General features: G+C 46.2%; 25 protein-coding genes. 14 read left to right on the top strand and 11 right to left on the bottom strand.

Annotation, left to right across the window (positions count from 1 at the left end; translation table 11 throughout):
- Positions 1 to 50: 50 nt before the first annotated feature.
- Both E7027_06060 and E7027_06055 read left to right on the top strand, forming a co-directional pair.
- Positions 51 to 1,157 carry a Gfo/Idh/MocA family oxidoreductase gene (locus tag E7027_06060; GenBank protein ID MBE6421669.1) on the top strand — a complete coding sequence of 369 codons (1,107 nt, stop codon included), beginning with the start codon at positions 51 to 53 and terminating at the stop codon, positions 1,155 to 1,157.
- The gene (locus E7027_06055) at positions 1,154 to 1,885 is read left to right on the top strand and encodes a hypothetical protein (GenBank protein ID MBE6421668.1); all 732 of its coding nucleotides are present in this window, start codon (positions 1,154 to 1,156) and stop codon (positions 1,883 to 1,885) included. The genes E7027_06060 and E7027_06055 overlap by 4 nt, the downstream gene beginning before the upstream one ends.
- Before the next feature lie 89 nt (positions 1,886 to 1,974).
- On the opposite strand, the gene E7027_06050 is transcribed toward E7027_06055, so the two are convergent.
- Both E7027_06050 and E7027_06045 read right to left on the bottom strand, forming a co-directional pair.
- Entirely contained in the window at positions 1,975 to 3,213 is a 1,239-nt protein-coding gene (locus tag E7027_06050; protein MBE6421667.1) for a hypothetical protein, read from the bottom strand.
- Between the two features lie 91 nt (positions 3,214 to 3,304).
- Positions 3,305 to 8,422 (bottom strand): PAS domain S-box protein, encoded by a 5,118-nt coding sequence (locus E7027_06045; protein ID MBE6421666.1) that lies wholly within the window; start codon positions 8,420 to 8,422, stop codon positions 3,305 to 3,307.
- A gap of 185 nt (positions 8,423 to 8,607) precedes the next feature.
- Between E7027_06045 and E7027_06040 the strand changes: the two genes are divergently transcribed.
- The 9 genes from E7027_06040 to E7027_06000 are packed head-to-tail and all read left to right on the top strand — an operon-like array spanning position 8,608 to position 13,683.
- Positions 8,608 to 9,162, top strand: coding sequence for a hypothetical protein (locus tag E7027_06040; protein MBE6421665.1), 555 nt, complete (start codon positions 8,608 to 8,610; stop codon positions 9,160 to 9,162).
- A 56-nt stretch (positions 9,163 to 9,218) separates the two neighbouring features.
- On the top strand, positions 9,219 to 9,959 hold the full coding sequence (locus E7027_06035) for a DUF1189 domain-containing protein (GenBank protein ID MBE6421664.1): 741 nt from the start codon (positions 9,219 to 9,221) through the stop codon (positions 9,957 to 9,959).
- Positions 9,960 to 10,304: a 6-carboxytetrahydropterin synthase gene (locus E7027_06030; protein ID MBE6421663.1), complete on the top strand. Its 345-nt coding sequence runs from the start codon at positions 9,960 to 9,962 to the stop codon at positions 10,302 to 10,304.
- Positions 10,279 to 10,872 (top strand): 7-carboxy-7-deazaguanine synthase QueE, encoded by a 594-nt coding sequence (locus E7027_06025; protein MBE6421662.1) that lies wholly within the window; start codon positions 10,279 to 10,281, stop codon positions 10,870 to 10,872. The genes E7027_06030 and E7027_06025 overlap by 26 nt, the downstream gene beginning before the upstream one ends.
- On the top strand, positions 10,797 to 11,417 hold the full coding sequence (folE, locus tag E7027_06020; protein ID MBE6421661.1) for a GTP cyclohydrolase I FolE: 621 nt from the start codon (positions 10,797 to 10,799) through the stop codon (positions 11,415 to 11,417). Before E7027_06025 ends, folE begins: the two co-directional genes overlap by 76 nt.
- Before the next feature lie 6 nt (positions 11,418 to 11,423).
- On the top strand, positions 11,424 to 12,218 hold the full coding sequence (folP, locus tag E7027_06015; protein MBE6421660.1) for a dihydropteroate synthase: 795 nt from the start codon (positions 11,424 to 11,426) through the stop codon (positions 12,216 to 12,218).
- Positions 12,215 to 12,565, top strand: a complete 351-nt coding sequence (locus tag E7027_06010) for a hypothetical protein (GenBank protein MBE6421659.1) — start codon at positions 12,215 to 12,217, stop codon at positions 12,563 to 12,565. The genes folP and E7027_06010 overlap by 4 nt, the downstream gene beginning before the upstream one ends.
- A gap of 1 nt (position 12,566) precedes the next feature.
- The gene (folK, locus tag E7027_06005) at positions 12,567 to 13,064 is read left to right on the top strand and encodes a 2-amino-4-hydroxy-6-hydroxymethyldihydropteridine diphosphokinase (protein MBE6421658.1); all 498 of its coding nucleotides are present in this window, start codon (positions 12,567 to 12,569) and stop codon (positions 13,062 to 13,064) included.
- Between the two features lie 40 nt (positions 13,065 to 13,104).
- On the top strand, positions 13,105 to 13,683 hold the full coding sequence (locus tag E7027_06000; protein MBE6421657.1) for a hypothetical protein: 579 nt from the start codon (positions 13,105 to 13,107) through the stop codon (positions 13,681 to 13,683).
- 57 nt (positions 13,684 to 13,740) lie between these two features.
- On the opposite strand, the gene E7027_05995 is transcribed toward E7027_06000, so the two are convergent.
- Positions 13,741 to 14,259, bottom strand: coding sequence for a type II secretion system protein (locus E7027_05995; protein ID MBE6421656.1), 519 nt, complete (start codon positions 14,257 to 14,259; stop codon positions 13,741 to 13,743).
- 341 nt (positions 14,260 to 14,600) lie between these two features.
- Between E7027_05995 and E7027_05990 the strand changes: the two genes are divergently transcribed.
- Together E7027_05990 and E7027_05985 are read left to right on the top strand one after the other, a co-directional pair.
- Positions 14,601 to 15,209 (top strand): MarR family transcriptional regulator, encoded by a 609-nt coding sequence (locus tag E7027_05990; GenBank protein MBE6421655.1) that lies wholly within the window; start codon positions 14,601 to 14,603, stop codon positions 15,207 to 15,209.
- 150 nt (positions 15,210 to 15,359) lie between these two features.
- Positions 15,360 to 16,523, top strand: coding sequence for an aminotransferase class V-fold PLP-dependent enzyme (locus tag E7027_05985; GenBank protein ID MBE6421654.1), 1,164 nt, complete (start codon positions 15,360 to 15,362; stop codon positions 16,521 to 16,523).
- Between the two features lie 55 nt (positions 16,524 to 16,578).
- Here the strand turns inward: E7027_05985 and E7027_05980 are convergent, their stop codons facing one another.
- From E7027_05980 to E7027_05950, 7 genes are all read right to left on the bottom strand, one after another.
- Positions 16,579 to 17,490 carry a GTPase Era gene (locus E7027_05980; GenBank protein ID MBE6421653.1) on the bottom strand — a complete coding sequence of 304 codons (912 nt, stop codon included), beginning with the start codon at positions 17,488 to 17,490 and terminating at the stop codon, positions 16,579 to 16,581.
- Positions 17,491 to 17,543: 53 nt separating this feature from the next.
- A complete protein-coding gene (locus tag E7027_05975; protein ID MBE6421652.1) occupies positions 17,544 to 18,050 on the bottom strand; it encodes a flavin reductase family protein in 507 nt (168 codons plus the stop codon).
- A gap of 114 nt (positions 18,051 to 18,164) precedes the next feature.
- Positions 18,165 to 18,650 (bottom strand): hypothetical protein, encoded by a 486-nt coding sequence (locus E7027_05970; GenBank protein MBE6421651.1) that lies wholly within the window; start codon positions 18,648 to 18,650, stop codon positions 18,165 to 18,167.
- The gene (locus E7027_05965) at positions 18,575 to 19,093 is read right to left on the bottom strand and encodes a hypothetical protein (protein MBE6421650.1); all 519 of its coding nucleotides are present in this window, start codon (positions 19,091 to 19,093) and stop codon (positions 18,575 to 18,577) included. The genes E7027_05970 and E7027_05965 overlap by 76 nt, the downstream gene beginning before the upstream one ends.
- Complete coding sequence (maf, locus tag E7027_05960; protein ID MBE6421649.1) at positions 19,090 to 19,644, bottom strand: septum formation protein Maf; 555 nt, start codon at positions 19,642 to 19,644, stop codon at positions 19,090 to 19,092. Before maf ends, E7027_05965 begins: the two co-directional genes overlap by 4 nt.
- 1 nt (position 19,645) lies before the next feature.
- On the bottom strand, positions 19,646 to 19,864 hold the full coding sequence (locus E7027_05955) for a hypothetical protein (GenBank protein MBE6421648.1): 219 nt from the start codon (positions 19,862 to 19,864) through the stop codon (positions 19,646 to 19,648).
- Positions 19,865 to 19,902: 38 nt separating this feature from the next.
- Positions 19,903 to 21,123: an MFS transporter gene (locus E7027_05950; protein ID MBE6421647.1), complete on the bottom strand. Its 1,221-nt coding sequence runs from the start codon at positions 21,121 to 21,123 to the stop codon at positions 19,903 to 19,905.
- A 136-nt stretch (positions 21,124 to 21,259) separates the two neighbouring features.
- Between E7027_05950 and E7027_05945 the strand changes: the two genes are divergently transcribed.
- Positions 21,260 to 22,804 (top strand): hypothetical protein, encoded by a 1,545-nt coding sequence (locus E7027_05945; GenBank protein ID MBE6421646.1) that lies wholly within the window; start codon positions 21,260 to 21,262, stop codon positions 22,802 to 22,804.
- Positions 22,805 to 22,809: 5 nt separating this feature from the next.
- On the opposite strand, the gene E7027_05940 is transcribed toward E7027_05945, so the two are convergent.
- Positions 22,810 to 23,316 carry a prepilin-type N-terminal cleavage/methylation domain-containing protein gene (locus E7027_05940; protein ID MBE6421645.1) on the bottom strand — a complete coding sequence of 169 codons (507 nt, stop codon included), beginning with the start codon at positions 23,314 to 23,316 and terminating at the stop codon, positions 22,810 to 22,812.
- Between the last annotated feature and the right edge of the window lie 126 nt (positions 23,317 to 23,442).

The raw sequence follows: 23,442 nt of genomic DNA, 5'->3' as shown, positions 1-23,442 counted from the left end.
TTTTTTTATTACCAACCGGCCCTTCTTTTTTGCTAGAATAAAACCAACTTATGAAAACACTTAATGTTGCCGTTATCGGCTTTGGTTTTATGGGGAAAACCCACACTTACGGATACAAAACGATTCCGCTTTATTACGAGCCGGATTTTAATATTCGCCTCGCCGCCGTGTGTAGCGGCCGCTACGAAAATGCTTTAGCCGCCCAAGAACGCTATGGTTTTGAACACGCTTGCCATAACTTAGAAGAAGTACTGTCTTTACCCGATATAGATATCATTGATATTTGCACGCCCAATGCACAACACGCACAGGCTATTTTGCAAGCGTTAGACCACCATAAACACATTTATTGCGAAAAGCCCGTTGCCTGCGGGGAAGAAGAAACCCAACGCATTTTGGCGCACCCGAATTTAACCCGCGTAACCACCCAAACGGCTTTTAACAACCGCTTTATTCCGGCGGCCAAATTAGCCAAAAAACTCATGGACGAAAACCGCCTGGGAAAAATTCTTTCCTTTCGGGCACACATGATTATGCCTTCTCATATAGATCCTACCAAGCCCGCCCGTTGGCGCAACAGCCGCCAAGCGGCCGGCGGAGGAACTTTGTATGATTTGGGCGCCCATGTAATTGATATGCTCACTTGGTTGGCCGGGCCGGTGGCGCGTGTTTATACCAAAAATCAAACGGCTTATGCCACCCGACCCGACGGAAAAGGCGGTATCTGCCTCATTGACACGGACGACGCTTCCTACTCCGTTGTTACCCTTCAAAACGGAGCCGTGGGCACGGTGGAAGCCAACAAACTGGCCACCGGTACCAATACGGACTTATTTATCGAAATTCACGGGGAAAAAGGTGCCCTAAAAATTGATTTTATGGACGGCAACTGGTTGTATTTTTATGATGTAGCCAATCCGCTTGCCGGTTATACCCGCATTGAAACCGTGCAGAAATACTCGGAAGTAAACAACTTCCCCCCTTCCCGTCACCCCTTGGGTTGGATTCGGGGCCATGCGGACAGTCTGTACACCTTTTTGCAGGCCGTGCATCAGGAAAAGCAAAGTTCCCCTTCAATAGCGGAAGGATTAGAAGTACAAAAAGTGTTAGATGCCATGTACCGTTCAGCCGATACAAACCAAGAGGTTTGTTTATGATGCGCAAAATCTCTTTGGCATTGGTAGTAGCGGTTGTGGGAGGGTTGGTTTTTACTTATCATCAAGCCGACAAAACCCAACGCGCAGAAACCCTGATTGCCGATGCTTATTATGGCGATTTACTGGCCGTAAAAGAAGGCTTAGAGCAGGGCGCGCCCTTGCATCGTACGCTTTATTTTTCGGACGAAGAACGCGGATATGGCGGAATAGAGTTTAATGCGTTGCATGCGGCGGCCTCCGGCGGGAATGAAGATATTATTTTATTTCTGTTGGAAAAAGGCTTAGATATCAACGCCGCCACTCCGCAAGGGTGGACTCCTTTATTTATCGCCGCGCGGGACGGACAAGCCGAGGCGGCCAAACTGTTAGTTTTCAAAGAAGCAAAACTTAATATCCAAACCGATTTGGGCGCCACGCCGTTACTCATGGCTATTACCCAAAAATACCCCTCGGAAAAAGTTCGGCAAGATTTACTGCTCTACCTCTTAAAACGCGGCGCAGACGCCAATTTGGCCGATAAAAAAGGCCTTCCGCCCTTGTTCTATGCGGCAGCCCTGCAAAACGCACAGGCCGTCCGTTTACTGCGGCAATATGGGGCGGAAAAATTGCCTGCGCAATTACAAAAAAAATTATTGGAACAATTGGAAAAGAAAGATAAAAAAGCAGCCAAAGAAATTAAAAAGGCCCTCACACAAAAAATAGAAAGGGCCCAAGAAGAACAAGAGTAAAAAAACGACAGCCAAACAATATAAATACACTAAAGAGTACAAATAAAAGCCCCCTCGGTATTTGAGGGGGTTTTTTATTAAAACTAAATCTACAAGTTCGGATCCATAGGAACAGGCGTTAAAGGAACATCTATCGGAACATCCGAATTAGAACCACTTCCAATATCCCAACAGTCTGTTCTTTCCTCGCCTTCCGCACAGTCGTCCAATTCCGTACAGACAGCATAAGCCACATTATAGAGGGTTCTTACGCTACCCGGCCCATACGCATACTGCATCATATTTTTACAAGTAGCGCAGTAAACACCATTAGAACTACTGGCATAGTAGGCATTTAACTCACAGGAATCACATTCCTGCCCCCAAGAACACCCCATAGGAACTTGCTTAAAAGTGCTGTTAAAATCATCTCCGCCATACATACCAATAGCAACAGCACAACCATTCAAGTGGCCAAAACCCCTTTTAAGATCGCTACAATCGGTAAGCGTATCTTCATTATATGCGCCGCTATTTAATGCCCCGGTACCGACATCCAACAGTTTACACCATCTGCGTTTGGTTAAGCATCTCTTTTTAGTATTTTTACAGGTGTTTTTTGTTTCTTTATATGCACAGAGACCTGTGTCCCAAGTCATAGTAATAGAGCCGGTTTGGCCTGTAGGACAAAAGTCCGTATAACTTGCACCTTTCGGCCCTTCTCCGCAGGGAGCATCAAAAGAGGCTTTGCTCTTAAGTACAAAAGATTTAGCATAAGTGCTTTCCTTCCCGGTAGGACATGTCCCATCCGTTTTATAAGCCTCGCATTTATGGATGTTACTCCAGTGCATATCAAGGCCTACATTGTCGGGCCGGCTTGCAACCGTTTTGGCTTTTCCGAGAATCATAGACCCTGCATAGCCGCCAACAAACTTACCGGTATTCGCAAGCGTTAATGTTCCGCTTACTTCACTTTTGGCACTAGTCGATCCTTTATAGGATAAACTCGTCGCTAAAAGAGATTTCCCCGTTACGGTGCCCCCGGGCCCAATTTCAAAACGGCCCGTAGTATAATAGGCCGCCAAATTACCACTACTCAGGGTCGTTCCGGACGCTAAGTGAAGGAATTTAATACTGGGGGCTTTTTTTACCAAATCGATTTGGCCCGTCCCTACCTTGGTAGTACCAAAGTTAACAAATTGACTTCTTGTAGCAACAGCAGGGTCAGCCGTTTCCAAACGGCTGAAGGTTCCTAACGGAGAAGAAAGCAAGGTTACAAATTGCATACTCTCCGCGTACAAGGCACCACACGCAAACAGCGCGGCACCCAATAAGATAAATTTCTTCATAGTTATAACTCCTTAAGGAATTTCAAAAAACAACACTTACAGATATTGTACTATTTTATCCCCAAAAAACAAGGGGCAAATAGCCAAAATTTTATACAGCAGAGGCTATTAAAGCATAACCGTCCACTTTCCCCTCTGCATTTTTGCACACAAAAACGTCCCACGGAGTATCTTCGTAGAGACCATTTTCGCGCAGTAAATCTAACCGCACTTGGAAAGCCTGCGCGGTAGAAGATTTTTCCGCCGCCTTGAACATTTGTTTAGAAAGGTCATCATTGCGAATAACTTCTTCGAAAAAATCTCTCCCTAACATATTACTCGTTCGTCTGCCGGTAATGCGCAACATGGCATGGTTTACAAAGGTGACATGATAGTCAAGCCCAATAATAACAGCCGGCATTTCCACATATTCCAGGGTTTTTGCCAAGGAACGCGAGGCTTCGCTTAACATTTTACCCGTTTGGCGCAGTTCCAAACGAAGGCTTAAAATGCGCGCCATAATGCCGATTAACTCCTCGGCTCCTTCCGGGAAATTGCGGCACGGTTCCTGAGAAGCAAAACAAAGCGCCCCGGTAACCTTTCCCCCCATATATAAAGGAGCGGCTAAAAGAGCATTTAACCCTTTGGCTTTGTGCAAACAACGCGTACAGGAAAGGGCTTCCCCGTCGGAAATTAACACTACATTTCCGTCGGCTACATCGGTCAAGCACTCTTCTACGGCAAACTCCATATGGCGTTCTAAATGCAAATCGTTTTTGGTAGCATATGCCACCATACTTTCCAACTGCTCCCGATTTTTGTGGAAACGCAACACCAGCCCCACATCACTGCGGAAAATTTTACGCCCGAAAGCCAAAATCTTTTCCACCTGTTCGGTAAGGGAAAGGCCCGGTTCGCGTGTAATGCGGTAAAGTTCGTGCACTTTTTCGTCATAGGCGTGTTTGCCCGATACATCTTTTATCCACAGTACCGCTTCTCCGCACCCGGAAATAGGTGTAACAAGTACTTCGTAATAGCGAACCTTACCGGATACTTCCCACTCAAATTCAAACCGAGTACTCACATTGATAGACAACGCCTCTTTAATGGCAAAAAGTGCCCGCGAAGCAGTTTCCGCAGACCAATACTGACCGGGGAATCTGTCCAAAAAGATATCCTGCGTTTGTTCGTTATCCAAATAATCTAAATTGGAATATACTTCCAAGGCCAACCCTTCGCTATCCGTTTTTAAGTACAACCCCGGCAACGCTTGGCGGACACATTTGAGTTCTTTGGCTTCTTTGGAATCTTTGGCCACACGGTCGAGTTGCTGGAAAAGATCGTAAATAATTACCAAAGCGGCATCTTTGGAAGGGAGATCCAATGCGCTAAGCATCACTTGTGCTTCAAACACTTCGCCGTCTTTTTTACGCACCGGCAAGCGGAAGGAAGTTTTGCCATGAGAGGCAAGTTCCCCTTCTGCTTGGGCTAATACTTGGGCCGGGTTAGCAGCCGCCCCTTCCCCGTTTGTAAAGAGATCGGCAAAAGACATCCGCACCAATTCTTCGTGCGAATAGCCCAGTTTGCGGGAAAGAAATTTATTGGCTTGTTCAATTTGGCCGAAACGGTCTTTTTCAAACCAAACGGAAAAAACAATGCCGTCCGTCGCTTCCAATAAAGCATTGAGTTGAGCGGAGCGTTCTTCCAAAATACGCATAATTTGCTGATGAAAAGCCAAATTGCGCAACACAAACAAATACCGCCCGTCCGCTTCCTTTACCGCGCTGACCCGGACGGAAGTGCTTTCCAACCCGCTGGCCAGGTTAAGCCGGTATTCCCGGTTGGAAATAGCCCCGTCCGCAGAAAGAGTGAATAAATCTTGCGTAAGAGCTGCTTGAAAATCGCTATGGAAAACATACATAATCGGCTGACCGATCAGTTCGTTTTCTTCCAGTTGGCACAAAGAACGAAAAAGCGCGTTGCAGGAAAGTATTTTGAAATCTTTGGAGCAAAGCGCATAGGGCTCGCTGTTGGGGAGCACTAAAGTTTCCCGTGCGTGAGAAGAAAGCGCCGCCGGCGCTTGTTGGGGCTTTTCCGGCGGTGGAGGTGGTAAAACGACCGGTGCTTTGGGTTCTTCAACCGGGGCAACCGGGGGTTTAGGCGCAGGAGGTACCGAGGAGGGCGGTTCAGGCTCGTCCTTCGGTTCCTTTTTCTCTAAAAAAACAATGTAGTCTGCTTCTACCGTGCCATCCTTGGTATCGCGCTTGTTTATCGGCACAAAATTGGCCAAAAGATGCAGTTGGCCCGTTCCTTCAATGCGGCCGGGGAATTTTTCTGCGGCACGTTCGAAATCAAAGGTATAGTCCATTTGAGCGGGCTGACCCATTTTGAGATTCTTGCGAACCGCCAGGCGAATCGCCGGTTTGATATACACATTGCGGTAGAACTTTTTGTCTGTTTCCGTAAAACCGAACAAATTGCGGCAGGCTTCGTTCATTACCGTAATATAACCTTTACTGGAAAGGATAAAAGACGGGGTGATGCTCTTTTCGAACGCCGAACGCAACGATTCGCGCTCCGTCTTCATATCGCGCAGCATACGGTTGGAGGTGGTTACATCGCGCACGAAGCACAGGGTAATACGGCGGCCCAGGTATTTGCTGGCAACGGCGGCAAACTCGGCCTCTACCTCGCCTCCTTTCTTCTTTACAAAATGTACTTCCATGGCGTTGGAGGCGTTATCCGCCCCGGCCAAGACGGAATCACATTTATCCTTAAGGAAGGGGCGGTGGTCTTCTGCGGCAAAGTCCAGCAGGGCTTGGCCTTTGATATCCGCGGGGTCTTCGTAACCTAAAATATGGCAGAAGGCGCGGTTGGTGTAAATAATTTTTCCGTCATCTAAAATAACAATCCCTTCCCGCGCGTTTTCTACCAAGAGTGTATTTTTATCGCTTGCTTCGCGAATCTGTTTTTCCATGCGGGTTTTGGCGGTGATATCTTCAGACACGACAAGCAAGCAGTTCGGGGTGCCGTCCGAATTAAACACCGGGGTTTTAACGGTATGCATAATTTTTACGCCGTCAGCAGCGGTAGAAATAAGTTCTTGCGGGATATCCTGCTCTTTTTTGTTTTCAAACACACGCAAGTCCGATTCGCGCAAAAATTCCGCTTGCTCCCTGTTGATATCGGCCCGATAAGAGGTACGACCGATTACATCCGCCGCACCTACACCGAACAAGTCTTCACTTTTCTTGTTCCATAAGATATATTTACCGTCGTAGTTTTTAACCGACAACGAAAGAGGCAATTGGTCAATAACCGTCTGCAGGAAGTTTTTGGCATCCACGATGGCTTTTTCCTGTTGCTTTTTCTCGGTAATGTCTTCCGCTACGGTCAGCACCATGAAGGGGTTTCCTTCTTTATCAAATACAGGGGCTTTGATGAGGTGTAACAAAATTTTATCCCCGCGCAAGGTGGTGTACCACTCTTCCGGGAATTCCAACACTTTCCCTTCTTTGAAGATGTTTTTCTCGCGTTGTCCGTAGAAGTCGTCCTTGGCGACATATTCTCTTTCGTCCGGGAAAATTTCATGCGCGCGGCGGTTAATGTAGCAAAGCGTATCGTCCACTTTGCGGGCATAAATGGCCACAGGCACATATTCCAAAATAGTTTGCAGAGAGTTCTTGGTTTCAATCAAACTGCGTTCTTGCGCACGTTTTTCCGTTACATCTTCCACCATGGTTACCACAAACGATTCTTGCCCGGATTCTTCTTTTACGGGAACTTTAATGAGGTGGAGCAGGCGTTCTTCTCCGGCGGCAGTAACATAAGGTTCCTCGGGAATATCAATGATTTGTCCGCTTCTCAACAGTTCCTGCTCACGGGCTACATACGCATTTACCTGTTCCTCTGTTTCGTGCGGGAGTTTACCGGTAGAATCAAAAGCGGATTCCGTTTCTTCCCCAAACAAATCCGCACATTTGCGGTTGCGTAACAACATGCGGCCGTCCGCCGTGCGCGCATACAAGCCCATCGGAGCATTTTGCAGAATAGCGGAGAGAAGGCCGTTTACGCGCTTGATTTCTTTTTCTTGCAAGCGGCGCGCCGTGATATCCTCCACAATGGTCAGCACTACCGGGTTCGGGCCCGCGTCCCACAACGGAACTTTAATCATGTGCAGGATAATTTTGTTGCCTTCCGCGTCCGTATATATCTCTTCCGGAAAATCGCGGCGTTTACCTTCTTGCAAAATTTGCGCTTCGCGTATGCGGTGAAATTCCACTTGGTCGGGCGATTGCAAGGCATGGGGTTTATCCGTGCGGGTGGGGTCTGCTTCGTTAAGCACCTTCATGCTTTGCTTGTTAAAGTAGGTCATCACACCTTTGTTGTCGCGTGTGTAAAGCCCTAAGGGGACGTTGTCCAAAATAGCCTGCAACAAAATTTGTTTTTGAGACAACACATGCTCCTTTTCGCTACGCTCCGTTACATCGTCAAACAGGCTTAAAATGTAGCGCGGTTTTCCGTCCGGGCCGGGAATAATCTCTTTATCCACGGAAAGCACCCGGTCTTTCCCGTCTTCTTTTTTACAAGAAAACTGCACATCACGGCGAGATTCCTGTTTTTTGCGGAGTTCTTCGTCTAAACGGCGGACGGCTTGCTCCATTTCTTTGGGCAATAAGTCGTAAATAGATTTGCCCTCCACCTGTTCGACTTTATGGCCGAAAAGTTCTTCCGCGTGTTTGTTCCAAAATACGCAGATGCCGGCAAAGTTTTGCACCACTATCGCTTGCGGCTCTTTATTTAAGATAGAGGCAAAGAAGGCCTTTTCTTCTTTTAGTTGCTGAAAATGAGGAACATCTTCCAAGGTAAGCATGATAAACGGCGTGGAAGCCAAAATGGTGGCCCCTACGCTGACCGTCAGGGAATCGGCATCCGTAGTTACCACTTCATGCACCATTTTTTGAGGGTTTTGGGCGTCTGTCATAGAACGCACCTGGGTCATGGTAAGGCCGAAACGATCTACCGTGGAAGAAGTAAGAGCGGAAACTTTCGTGCGCAGTAAAGCCGATGCAGCCATATTGGCAAAAACGATTTTACCGCTGTTTTCCAATAAAAGCACAGCTGTGGGGAAATGCTCCAAAAAGGCATACATCTCCGGGGTTAGGGTTTTAACGGGTTCGGTAGTCGGTTCGGCATCTTTAGAAAAAAACGAAAATAATTTATTAGACATAATCCCTCATTTTCAGCAGAAAGATAGTGCTACGATTATATACTAATAAATTCCGTCCACACTTGCAATACAAAACCGAACGCGCGAGCGAGTGCGTGCGTTCGGGAAAGATTCTAACCCTATTTTTCCCTGGGGAAAAATCTTTCCCCCCGCTAGACTATCCGTAAGAGACGGGAGCAGAAGGCATGAAAAAAAATTTACTTATTTTGTGTTGCCTGTTGGGAACTTTTTATTTAGCAGGAAGTTCCCCAAAACTAAAAACAGTACGCCAAACACCGCAGTATCTGTCGGTTGATGCTTCGTTGGTGGAGGATACCTGCCTCGGGCATGATATCCTAAAACCTTTTACCTGCAGCAAAAACAACGGGGAAGACTTCTCATGTTTTGATGTATACCTTGTGCAAGGAACCCCGATAGCTCAAGAACGCTACACCCTGTTGGATGAAAAATTGACCGAAGAAAACACAACCGCCGAGCCCTCCTGCCCGTTCGACACCCTTACCTGTGAAAATTTTTTACAAGAATTAAAATACAATTTGGACTTTTCCTGGTTTATTGCCAACTATCCGTCTTCCTCTTTTACCCAATGCGCGGAAACCTATTCCTGCACCCGCATTGCCTGCCTTAAATCTCTTCCCGATGCCCCTTCGGGCTCGCCCCGTTCCCAAAAACTTTCGTGCGTGTTTAAGAAAAATCAATTTTTCTTTTTAGGCGCGGACGTTTCTTGCCAAGCCAAGTAGATGAAACCGGGCAATCTTCCAAACGGCTCCGGGGCTAAACTTGGTATAATTTAAGTATGTTGTGGTTACATTTCAAAACGATTTTTTCTTTTAGTTTTTACAAACGCCTCTTGTTTGCTTCCCGCAAGCAGATGATAGCGTTTGGCGTGTATTTGTTTTTGCTTTCCGTACTTGTTTTTCATTTTGCGGCTGACCACCACATTGAAAAAAACTTACCCGTTTTACTAAAAAACTTCCCGCAGGTTACCTTTGAAAAAGGGGTGCTTACCGCTCCGCAAGAGCCTTTATCCGTTACAATTCCCCAAACTGATTTTCGAATTGTTTTCGATGCCGCACGCCAAGTCCCTCCGACACAGAGCGAAATGGCGGAAAAAGGGATACTGATGTTGGTAACCGGGAACCAAATGTATATGCCCACTTCGGCCGGAGTACAAGCCCAACCTATTCCCGCAGAGGCCACTTTCACCACCACACAAGAGTTCTTGGCTAAACAACAGGATACGTTGGAATTTTCGCTCAGTGCCATTTCGTTTATGGCAAGCCTAATGATTATCCCCTTTGTTCTTCTATTCGGTTTTTGTGTAGCCTCGGCGGTAGGGCTTTTCTTTAAGTTGCTCGGCGGCCTTTTTATCCCCCGCGCGGCCATTTTCAAATGGGCGTTTTTTATCTTAGGCCCCTTTTGCGCGCTTTGGTATGTGCGCCTGTGGTTCTATATTCCGCTTTTTACGCTGGCTCAAGTGATTTTATGCATCATTTATGTGCAACAAATTTTCAACACTTTAACCGAGGAGAAATAGATGCTTATTAAACTGATTCGTTCTTTTAGTTCGGCCCACCGCCTTCCGCATTACGACGGCCCCTGCCACGATTTGCACGGACATACCTGGAAAGCCGTTTTTGTCATTGAAGGGCCCGTAAAAGAAGACGGTATGGTATGCGATTTCAAAGTAATCAAAAAATTATTGGACGAAAACCTGCCCGACCATCAACTCTTAAACGACTGGGTAGAAAACCCCACCGCGGAAAACTTGGCCCAGTTTCTGTTCCAAAAAATCGGAGCGGAACTCGCCCAAATGAATTTAACGCTTAAAACCTTGGAAATTTGGGAGAGCGACAATGCCGCAGCCATCGTGGAAGGTTAACGAAATCTTCTATTCTATCCAAGGCGAGGGCCGCCATACCGGTATGCCCGCCGTATTTTTGCGTCTAGCAGGTTGCACCATGGGTTGTTCTTTTTGCGATACCAAATACGCCTTCCAAACAGGGGAAGAAATGAACTCCCTGCAAGTGCTTGTGGCCTTGGCCGAATACCCCTGCAAAACGGTGGTAATTACGGGCGGAGAACCTGCCGAACAAGATTTGCCCTCCCTCATTGCCGCCTTAAAATCGGCCGGATATTGCGTCCACTTGGAAACAAACGGCGCGCACGATTGCGATGTAAGCCGGGCAGATTTTGTCTGCGTTTCGCCCAAAAAATATGTCAGCCAGGAAATGCTGAAAAAGGCCGATGTTATCAAAATCGTAGTAGGCCAAGAAACCGACCTTGCCGATTTGGAAAAATACTATAATTACGAAAACGACAAAACACAAATTTATCTACAACCCGAAAGTAACTTACAGGAGAATATAGCCCTATGCGTAAAACTGTTAAAAAAACATCCCGCCGCGCGGTTAAGCCTGCAAACGCACAAACTGATAAACATTCGTTAACCGAAGAAAAAATTCTAAATAATCTGCGCGAAATTTTAGCCTATATCGGCGACGATCCGGCCCGCGAAGGTTTATTGGAAACCCCCCACCGCATTTTACGCAGTTGGAAAAAACTTTACGGCGGTTACAAAATGAAACCGCAAGATGTGCTTAAAACCTTTACGGAAGGTTCTTGCGAAGAAATGGTCGTCCTGAAAGATATTGAATTTTATTCTACCTGCGAACACCACCTTCAACCTTTCTTCGGCACCATCAGCATTGGCTACTTACCCAAAGGCCGCGTGCTCGGTATATCCAAATTGGCCCGTTTGGTGGAAGTGTTCGCAAGGCGCTTGCAAATCCAAGAAAAACTGGTGGCGGAAATTGCCGACAGCTTAATGGAAACCTTGGAGCCGCACGGTGTGATGGTGGTATGCAAAGCCAAGCATATGTGCATCAGTTCCCGCGGTATCGAAAAACACAACGCCGTTATGGTAACCAGTGCTATTCGCGGCGCGTTCAAAAAGTTGGAAGTTCGCAGTGAATTTTTGGAAATGATTAAATAATCTTTTATGACCGCAAAACTCATGGGCATTGTAAATGCCACGCCCGATTCTTTTTTTGACGGAAACCCGCAAAATAACCTGCCGGCCCTGGTAGCGAAGTGCCAGGAATATGTGCAAAGCGGGGCCGATATGCTTGATATCGGCGGAGAATCTACCCGCCCGGGGGCAACCCCCGTATCCGCCGAAGAAGAACTTTCCCGCGTGCTCCCGGTTATTACGGCTGCAAAAAAGAATTGGCCGAAAATTCCCCTCTCTTTAGATACGGTAAAACTTCCCGTGGCCGAGCAAGGGCTCAAGCAGGGCATATGCATCATCAATGATGTCAGCGGTACGCCCGACACGGATATGTTCCGACTGATTAAAGATTTTAAGGCCCAAATTGTGCTCATGCACACGCGCGGAACGCCGCAAACCATGCAGGAACATACCGACTATGCAGATTTAATCGGCGAAGTAAAAACTTTTCTCGCCGCTAAAATTGCCCAAGCCGAAAAATTCGGCCTTACCAAAGAGCAAATTATTATTGATGTGGGTTTTGGTTTTGCCAAAACACGCGCGCAAAATTACCAACTCTTAAAGCATCTGAGCGAGTTCAAAGAACTGGGCGTACAAATGCTTGCGGGTCTCTCGCGAAAAACCTTTTTAAGCCAAAAGTGCGAAGGCGCCCCCAAACGCAAAGCCCAAACATTGGCCGCCAATTTAGTGGCCTTGCAAGGCGGGGCCGATATTCTGCGTGTGCACGACGTAAAAGAGACACGCAAAATCATCAATTTTTACCAAGAATTGGAGTCTTCAAAATGAAAAAAGTTTATCTTACCCAGTGCGGTCAGTTTGCCGCCCGCCACGGACACGGCGGCACCTTGGCGGAAGCCTCTCACGAGCATAATTTTCACTACGAAATTACCTTCCACGGCCCCTTAAACGAGGAAGGATATTTAATTGATTTTCGGGTATTACAAGATTTTTTTACACATAAAATAAATACCCGCTTGCACCATGCCGATTTGAACTCTTTATTTTCCAACCCGACTACCGAAACCTTGGCCATTTGGTTGTTTGAACGGGTACAGGCGAAGTTCCCTTTTGTGTACAGCGTAAAAGTAGCCGAAGAAAGTGACCGCTGGATTGAATACAGAGGAGAAGAATAATATGGCTCAAGCCGTTCTTGCTTTGGGAAGCAACATTGCTCCCGCCAAAGAAAATATAGACCGCGCCGTAAAAGCCCTGGCCGATTTGGGCACCGTTAAAGAGGTGGCCCCCTACATTGTGTCCAAGCCCGAAGGGTTCCCCAACCAACCCGATTTTGTAAATACGGTGCTGATTTTAAGTACGCCGTACAAACCGCTCGATTTACTTAAAAAATTAAAAGCCCTGGAAACCAAACTGGGCCGCGTACCTACTTTTAAGGACGGGCCGCGCGTGATTGACCTGGATATTTTATTTTATGACGACCAAATCGTCTTTGAAGATGATGACGAGTATATGCTCTTTATCCCCCACCCGCGTTTGCACGAGCGGGAATTTGTATTAAAACCCCTTTCTTATATTCTGCCGGAGTATGTGCACCCCAAACTTCAAAAACCCGTTTATTTATTGTATCGGGCTTTAATGAAAAAAAAGGGAACACCCGAGTGTAGAATATTGTAGAATTAGAATAGAAAGTGAGACTCAACAGGAGAAAGCAAAAATGAAAAAAGTAGCCGTCGTTTTAATGGGTGCTTTGTTCTTGGGTGCCTGCCACTGCACGAACACCTGCACCAAATGCAACACCACCGCCGCTAAACCCGCGGCCAAAGAAACCGTAAAACAAGAACCTGTCAAAAAAGAAGCCGCCAAACCGGCTGAAAAACCGGCCCCCAAAGCCGTAGAAGAAAAAGATTTTGCCGAAGTGGCTTCCGTAAAAACCCAAACCGCCGGCAGAACCGTTCTTTCCTATAAAGAACCGATTAACTTCAATTACAACAGCGATGTTATCGCCGAATCTTCTTTGGATCAAATCAAAAAGACGGCTGATGCTTTGAAAAAATACCCCAACGCCAAAGTGCGCGTAGCCGGCTATACCGATTCGTACGGTGATGCCAACTACAACATTGACCTTTCCCAACGCCGTGCCAAAGCGGTTGCCATGGAATTGGTAAGAGACGGCGTACCGGCAAAAAATGTAACCTTCATCGGTTACGGCGAAGCCAACCCGGTTGCCACCAACAAAACCGCCGCGGGCCGCTATCAAAACCGCCGCGTGGAATTGGAAATCACCAACAACTAAGTTTGTATTACAAAAACAAAACCCCCGACGAAAATCGGGGGTTTTTTATTTAGATTATTAGTATTTTTCTAAAGTATAATTACACACAGCAGAGCCACAATCCGATTGGGTGATGCTATGATCTAAAATCAACGCTTTACAAATTTTTTGTGCCAATGGTTCATCAGGCAAAGCACCACATTCTATTTTTTTATTCTTGGTAAATGTTTGAGGTGCAAAATAAATTTCCAGTTTTAGATATGAAACAACTTTCTTAGAGCCAATATAACACCGAGCCGAATTAAGCCCCGTTGGCATTGGAATACAATAACTGTTATCTGAAAAATATAGATTTCTGTTGTGAGAAACAGTATGTCCCTGTAAGTCTATATCTAAATCTTCCCACTCAGTTGCATATGCCCCATTAGCCAAATAATAAAGTTGCTGGGCTTTATTAATAGAATTTAACCTCTGAATAATACCAATAGCCTGTGCTTTCCCAACCGCCACTTGATACTTCGGAAGAGCCACCGCTGTCAATATACCAATAATTAGCACTACAACCAAAAGTTCTATCAAAGTAAAACCCTTTTTCATACAAAACCTCTTATAAACTGGTTTTCAGCAAACAAGCAACATTTCAGTTCTTCCTGCCTGCCGATTAGGTACATTGTAACAAAAAAACGGGTCAAGTCTTTTCATTTTTCTCTTTCTTTTATTAACAAAAACTACCTTTTCCCCCACCGGGCGGCCCCTTTCAAAAAAGCATAAAACGCGTTATTTTTCAACTGATTTGTTCTACTTATATAGAACAAATAAAATAATTCTTAAAATAAAAAATGCTTATATTTTATATGTTTTCAAAATTGTCTTTACTTTTTTAATAAAAAATTATAGAACATAGTATAGAACGGAAACAAAACAAAGGAGATGACAAAATGAAAGCGTTACACCCCAAACAAACCGAATTGTTGGAAATTTTACGCACCCATATTTCCGATCCGCTAACCATGGAAGAACTGGCAGAACGCCTCAATGTAAGCGGAAAAAGTGTGGTTTTTCATCACATTAAACAGTTAGAAAAAAAGGGTTATCTAAAGCGCAACCCGGCCAACCCGCGCGATTACATTATCTTAAAAGACCCGGAAAGAAATGTAATTTATCTTAAAATGTACGGCATGGCCAAATGCGGCCCCGAAGGGACTATTTTGGACGGCACCCCCACCCGTATCGTGCCCGTGGACCCCAGCATGATTTATTTTCCCGCCTGCAAAGGTTTTATGGTGGAAGCCAAGGGCAATTCCATGGAAAGCCTGATTGCTCCGCACGATTGGCTGATTGTAGAGCAAAGCCACCAACCCCAAAATAAAGATGTGGTTGTATGCGTTAACAACGGCGAAGTAATGGTAAAGCGTTTTACGCAGGACGGCGAAAATGTGATTTTACAGTCCGAAAACCCTTCCTATAACCCGATAGTGGCAGACCGCGATTCGTTCCGCGTGGAAGGCATTGTGCGCAGTATTATTAAGCGCAGTTTTAATTGCTAAAACCGTTCTACATACGCTTTCTGCTGGCTCCGGGAGCCGAACCCGGGGTAATTAGTCGTAACCTCAAGGCGGGTTCTTTTCACGGGGAACCCGCCCTTTTATTGTTCAGTTTTGCTAAAATAATAAAATCACACGGCACAGAAGGACTTTATGAAAATAGCCTTAGACCCCAAGCAATTACCATCCGTTACCTTCGCCTGCGGCCCCAGCCAAGGGTTAGAGGCCGTGCGCCAAACCCCGTTACACAAAACTTTTTTTGAACGAAGCCACCGCGCCGCCGATATTTCTACCGACGGGCTTTATAAACAAACGACCGACAATTTGCGCCTTCTTTTGGGCCTGCCGCAAGATTACACCGTTATCTTCTTCCCCGGCGGAGCAACCGTCGCGTTAGATGCCGTTGTGTGGAACTTAACCAAAGATTCCATTTCAGGGCTTGCCTTCGGGGCCTTTTCCCATTTATGGAACGAAAAACTGGCCACGCGTTTAGGGCCGACGGTACACCGTTCTATCCGCACGCCCGAAGAAGGAGCCTTCTTCCCAAAGGAAAAACCCGATTTCAATGCCAGTTTGGTGCTCCTCACCCCCAACGAAACTTCCACCGGGGTTCAAATACCTGACGAATACTTGGAAAATGCTTGGAACTTACGCGGCAAAGACACCCTGATTGCTTGGGATACCACTTCGTGCGTGGGCGGACGCGTGTTGCCGTCAAACAAATTTGATGTGATGGTTTTTTCCTTGCAAAAATGTTTTGGAGCAGGCGGCGGAACGAGTGTAATTATTCTCAGCCCTAAGGCCGCGCAACGCTTGGAAGAAACAACCGACTATCGCACCGTACCGTACATTTTGGACTTAAAACAAGCCGCCCAATTAGCCCGCGAAAAAGTGCAAACCGTTAACACTCCCTGCAATACCAATTTGTATATGTTAAATGAAGCCTGCAACTGGATGAACGCGCACGGGGGCCTAAACGCCATGGAAAAACTCTGTAAACAACATGCCGATTTTCTGCTCCGTTGGGCCGCGAAAACGGACTATCTGAAACCCTTGATAGAACAAGAGGCCTTCCGCTCTTTTACCACACTTACCTTGCAAATTACCGACCCTTCGTTGCGCGATACCGACATTTCCGCCGCCCTGCAGGCCACCGGTTTACCAAATTTGGCCGACGGCGTGAAAAAATATAAGACCGTTTTGCAAAATTCTCTTCGTATAGCCTGCTTTCCTTTTGTAGATGTAAACGGAACAGATGAATACCGAAAACTGACGGACACGATAGACGAAATTGTGCGGCAACTACGCAACCGTTAATTTAACCGTAAAACCCCCGCTTTTTTGAGCGGGGGTTTTTATGTAAAGTAAAAGATTATTTTTCGTCTTTTACAATGTAGCCGAATTTTTCCAGCATTTTACTGCTGTTACGCCACCCGGGCGATACCACTACATTGAGTTCCAAACGATATTTGCGGCCCAAAAACTCTTCCAAGCGCTTTTGGGCAGACTTTCTAAGTTGGGCTATCGCGGCACCGCCTTTGCCGATAATAATGGGTTTTTGGCTTTCGCGCTCCACATGGATATTGGCCCGAATATAATTTTTGGGGCCTAAATCTTCCGTAAAAGTTTCAATTTCCACAAAAGTACTGTAAGGAATTTCTTTTTTGTATAAAAGGAAAATCTGTTCGCGGATAAATTCCGCCGCGTAAAAGCGTTCCCAACGGTCTGTCCATTGACCGGCGGGGAAATAGGCGGGGCTGAAGGGCAACGCGTCCACTACGGCCTCTTTCAAGGCGGCAGTTCCCTCCCCTTTGGCGGCCGAAATACGGAAAGTTTGGCGAACGGGCAAGTCCTCTTTCACGCGGGCTTCCAACGCATCTAACACTGCATCATCTTGCACCAAATCGGTTTTGTTAAGAATCAGGAATATAGGACAATAAAGCGTTTTTAATTTTTCTACCAGTTTGGCGTTTTGGGCATAATCGGCGGCGGCATCAACGAGAAAAAGCACCAAATCGGCATCTTCTCCCACGGCACGATCCACACAGGCGGCCATGGTCTGCTGTAACTTATACTCCGCTTTTAAGAACCCGGGGGTATCCACAAACACTACCTGGTAATTATCCCCTTCCGCAATGGCCAAAATATTTTGGCGTGTGGTTTGAGGCTTACAGGTAACGGCGGACAAAAGACCACCGGCCAAATTGTTTAACAAAGTGGACTTACCCGCGTTGGGCAGGCCCGCTAATACGGCAAAACCGCTCTTAAAGTTTTTATCGTCCATAGAAGTATTGTACAAAAAAATCCCGGGGATAGATAACCCCGGGCATAAGTTTTTTAATCGGTTAAATAACTGTCCACGATTTCCGCAATATAAAAGACGTGGTAATCGTCGGGCGTTTTGTTATACCACAGTTCGTTGAGGGCTTTATCCAATTTTTCGGCCCCCATTAAACGGTCGTAAACGATTTTGCACTCATAATGCATACCCGGCACATCTAACACCGGTGTATCGATTTTTTGCCCGGGTAATGTCTTCAGTCCGCAAAGGGCCAGTTTATCCATATTCCGGCCGGATTTACTGCCGCAAAGTTGCACGGCTTGGGGCAGGTCTGCATACGGGAAAGTAACCGTAAATTCACGCGATTTTTCCAAAAGTTCATAGGTAAAACGACACTTACGCACCATAGCGATAAACACAGGTAAACGCCACATTACCCCAGTCGTACCCCAACCGATAACCATGGTGTTTATTTTATTACCGGATTTGGTGGTTAAAAACGCAGCCTTGGAAAGAATTTCCAAATTCCGTTCCGCATTAAAATTGAAATTGACTCGTTTAATTTGCATAAGTCCCCCTTTCGTTCATTATAACCGGGCTTGCGCACACACGCAAGGTTTTTTTCGGGTTAGAAAAACTCCCCCCATGAACGGAGGGAGTTTTCTGTTGCTTAAAAACTAACGATGCAGGTTTACAAAAGCCGCCGCCTCTATGCCGGCCTTCGCCCCGGAACCCGCGGCAATAATGGCTTGGCGATAATACTTGTCAGCACAATCACCCGCGGCAAAAATTCCTTCCAAAGTGGTGTGGGTGCGTTCGTCGGCTAACACCAGGCCGTTATCGGCCAGAGCCACCAAAGAATCTTTCAAAAAATCCGTCTGCGGTACGGCACCGATAGCCACAAACACGCCGGAGCAAGCCAACTCCTTCTCTTCCCCCGTTTGAACATTTTTTACTTTCAGGCCTTCTACTGCGTCCGTCCCCAACAGTTGGGCGGGCACGCTGTTGAGTACCAGTTCGATATTGGGTGTATTTTTTACTTTTTCTACCGTTACTTGGTCGGCACGGAAAGCATCACGGCGGTGTACTAAATACACTTTCGGGCAGAATTGGGAAAGAAAGAGCGCATCTTCAAAAGCCGTGTTCCCGCCCCTACCACGCACACGCTTTTACCGCGCATAAAAAATCCGTCGCACGTGGCACAGGCAGAAAGACCATGCCCCTTAAATTTTTCTTCTTCGGCAAGGCCCAGCCAACGCGCTTTGGCACCCGTAGCAATCACAATACTTTTGGCTTGATAGGTTTTTCCTCCTTCGCAAGTAACGGTAAAGGGTGTTTTTTCGCCTTCGATTTTTACCACTTGATCCGTGGTAAATTCCACCCCCAAGCGTTTGCATTGTTTGTGCATGGCGTCCATAATTTCAAACCCGCCGACAGGATTTACAAACCCGGCATAGTTTTCAATATCGCTGGTTTGCAACAGTTGCCCTCCGGGGGCCGCTCCGCCGGCAATAACGGTTTTCACCCCCGCGCGCACGGCATAAATAGCCGCACTGCAACCTGCGGGCCCGGCTCCAATAATTAACAAATCGGTTTCGGTCATCATGCTAAAAACTCCTTAAATAATTTTTCAAAAAATTCTACCGGAAAGCCCACCACATTGGTGCGGCTGCCGACGATTTTTTCAATAAATCGGTCGTCCTTGTCCTGCACGGCATAGGCACCGGCTTTGTCCATGTGTTTCCCGGCCAATTCCTCCAATTCTTTCGTCGAAAGACGGCGGGCCTTACATTTGGACATATCATGCCCGTAAAGCATTTTCTGTTCGGCCAAACAAATAATGCAAATACCCGTATAAACGGTTTGCCAGGAAGCGTTTAATTTCTTCAAAATACGCAAAGCATCGGCCTTATCTTTCGGTTTGCCGATTACTTCCCCTTTGCAATACACCAAAGTATCGGCTCCGATTACCACGGCTTGGGGATATTTTTTGGATACTTCAAAAGCCTTTTTTATCGCCAAGTCTTTCACCCGCAAGGACGGGCGTTTATAATCGGTATGTTCGGGCGCTTGGGAAGGGATAATTTCAAACTCTTTGCCAAGTTTTTTTAATAATTCAATTCGCCGCGGCGATTTGGAGGCCAAAATCAAACGCATATTATTTCTTTACAAATTTAGCAATAATCAAATATCCCAGCACCAAACCAATGGCTCCGCAAATGGTAATGTGCAAGGAAATCGGGTGAATACCGATGCCGTAAACGCGGGTCAGCGCGCTGCCGATTTCACCGCCGAGCATACCGGCCAGTTTTTCCAAACCGAGCCCGATAAGCCCCCCGACTACAAAAGTTAAAAGCGCAAAAATAATTCCTCTCATTTTTTGTCTCCTAGCGTATTTTAATTTATTATATCTTTTTAACGGGAAACAGACTCTGCGGGTTTTCCGTTTTCTTCGGGGGTAAGGTCACGACGCATAGACCAAAAACCTAAGCCCGAAATGACCGCCACCGCCCCTACAATCAACCATGGGCCGGGCAAATAATGCGGGGCCACATAAGTCCCCAATAACCCGGCAGAGAAAAAACCGACGGAAGACCCCAGATTGTAAAATACCATTAACATACCCAAATAGCGCCCGCGCGTTTCACGCGAAGCAATATTGGATACCAAAGTTTGCTCGCCCGGAGCCACAATCAGTTCCCCGATCCCTGCAAAAAACACCCCCACCCCGATTAAAACAAAGGTGTCGAAAAACCCGACCGAACCATATCCCACTGCGTATAATAAACACCCCAAAAGCATGGAAGTAGTCAGTCTTATTTTGGTCATCAATTTGGTAGCCCAGTATTGCAAAAACACAACCACTAAACCGTTAATGGTAAAGAACCAACCAATGTAATTTTCGGGCATTTGCAGATATTGCTTACAATGGATAGAAAGCCCTACCACCAATTGGGAATTAACGGCCGTAATCAATAAAACAAAAAAGCAAATTTTGGCCAAGCGCGTATCCTTAAGGGACAATAAAGCCGATACAAAACTGGGTTTACGCGTTTTACAGGGGATGTGTTTATCTTCAATCAAACGGCTTAAATACAAGGTTGTTACCGCATACAACAGAGCCGTTAAGCAAAAGGCCAGGCTATACGAGTGGCTTACCAAAAATCCCCCCACGGCAGGCCCCAAGGCCCAACCGATATTGAGCCCGATACGAATAATGCCGAAAGCCTCTACTCTTTCTTTCGGGGTTGTATTATCCGTTACCCACGCATTGGATACCGGGCGGAAATAAGCCCCCAAAAAGGTGGTTAGCACATGGCAGGTTAAAATCCACCCTATATGCGCATTAAACTCAATAGACATTCCCAACGCAAACATGGCGATTACTTGGAGGGCCAACCCCCACAACATGATAAATTTGCGACCAAAGGAATCGGCCAATTCACCGCTAATAAAACTGGATACACAACGAGATAAACCCGCCAAAGCAATTATCAAACCCGCCCAGGAAGGGGAAAGGCCGCGTTGGGAAATAAGATAAATGGTAAAAAAAGGAAGGGAAAGACCGTAACCAAACACCAATAAACCGTTGGCAAAGGCTATCATCATCATACTGCGACGGGTAGATTTCTTCATAATTATATTTTAGTAAATTCTATAGATGCCCGACATAAAAAAATAGCCACGCTCTTCTTCATAAAAAATAGGTCTTACTACCTAGGAACAGGTGGGTCTTTTGCCCCTATTTTTAAGAGGGGATATTAACTATAATATGACTATGAAAAAATTCTCGCTTTTGTTATTGTGTTGTATTTGTATGTGGCCTCTTCGCCTGTTCGGGGAGCCTTTTGCCTTGGCTACCGAGGGGAAAACTTATACTTCCCTCATCGGTAACATTGCCCAACAAAAGCCCGTTTTTCTTTTCGTGTACGACTTAAACAGCCCTTCAAGTCACTTACAACATGATGAACGCTTTTTTGCGCTGGCGCAAGAGTCCTTTACGGTTTGGTTCAAAAATGTACTTACCCGTATAGAACCCGGCTCCGTGCAGGAAAAACAAATCCAACCCTTATTGCCGGCCATTCGGTTTGGAGCCGAAAAACAAAATTACCGCTACAAACGCACCGGTGAAAACTTACGCATTGCTTTTGCGGATACCCGAACCGTCCGCCGCCGTTGTGGCGGAGCCGCCTGCGTTTCCAACGGGATACTGTATATTTTTTACCCGGAAAACGAAAAGTTTGAATCCATTTTTCTCCATGAGATAGGCCACACGCTGTCGCTTGAGGACTTGTACTCCCAAGAATACCCGGTAACCGCCGGTACTTACGGTTCGGGTATTCAAGATTCTATTATGAACGAGTCCCCCACTCTTACCTGTGATGATGCGGACGGCATCGTAAATGCCCTTTATCTGGCCCAAAAGAACTTGGGTCTCTACCCCCAAGAAGATTTTGTATTCACCTCTTTTTGCCGGGAAAACCGCACTTTCTTAAATGCACAAATGCAAAACCGCAAAACCCAACAAACGGACTACCGCGGAAAGCGCACCATTTTCACTTACTGCCCGCAAGGCCCCGTGCATACATTGACGGAAATTGACCCCCGCAACCCCCAAACCCTTTATGTACATCAAGTTAAAAACGAATGTGCCAATCCTTCGTCCTCTTTTGCGACTCACACCCGCTACAGTTTTGAAGATTTTTTGGCACACAAACCCTATCCCGCAGAATTTCCGCACCATAACGAAATTGTGGTAGATTTACCCTCTTACGAAAACCCGTTAAAATTGACCATTTCCCATACGGCGCAATTCCCGTTACAGGCCCACATTACGGATTCCAAAGGGCGGACGGTATTTTTGTTCTCCCGTTTGGATAACGAATTTAATTTTGTGTGGGACGCCCCTTTAGGCCGGGGTGGAACGGTGATGGTAAATACAAAAGAAGGTTTCCAAGCCCGCAGTGAAGCCTCGGTGTATATCTACAACCGGGATAACCCCAACGAATACTATATTTTCCAACGGGAACACCGGCAAAACGAAGCCTGTTCGGCCAAAGACCCTCAACGCTGCCAACAAATGCAAGAAATTGCCGAAAAAACATTACATGCCTACCAGGAAAAATACAACCTGCTCCTGCCGTCCGGCGGTTGGGTGTTGGAATATGCTCAGGATAACATCAAAATGGCCCAAAAATGGGAAGAATTCCTGCAGACAAATGTGCCTCCCTTTCATTTAGTTACCCAAAACATGAAGAAAGCAATAGACGAAGAATTAAAGAAAATGACGGTAAAGCCGCTTCCGCTAAAACGCTAGCGTATTTAATCTAAAGCGTACCATTCAAAATTGGAAGCTGTAGGGCTCTGTATTTTGGCGGCCGAAGTCAAAGAGGGACAAATCTTTAATTTATCCGCTTGAGAATTTTTTTGCACATAACAATAAAATTTTTTCCCAGCAGTTCCTATATTTTGCATAGAAGAATACCAAATAAAACCATACTGCCAATCATAAGCCCCGCCTTTGCGCCAAGATTGCAAGCGAGGGCCATTTTGGATACAATACCTAAAATTTTTACTAGCAATACAACCGTCAGCATCCGGGGTTGTGTTGGAAGGAAGCAAGGTCAACTCTTCAAAACTGTTTGGCAAAGTGCCGTTGGCGAGTACATATTCTTCAAATCCGGCAGAAAGGCTTTTCATCATAGATACCGCCTCGGAAGCGCGTGCCTTCTCTACGGACTTTGTATATTGCGGAAGAGCCACGGCAGACAAGATACCAATGATTAACACTACGACTAAAAGTTCTATCAAAGTAAAACCCTTTTTCATACAAAACCTCTTATAAATAAGTTTTCGGCAAGCAAACAACATTTTAATTCTTCCTGCCTGCCGATTAGGTACATTGTAAGAAAAAAAAAAACGGGTCAAGTCCTCGTCGAGAAACCCCTTCTTTTT

Source organism: Elusimicrobium sp. (assembly GCA_015062115.1).
Lineage (GTDB): Bacteria > Elusimicrobiota > Elusimicrobia > Elusimicrobiales > Elusimicrobiaceae > Avelusimicrobium.
The sequence above is the reverse complement of the archived record's forward strand: the minus strand, read 5'-3'. Positions and strand labels throughout refer to the sequence as shown.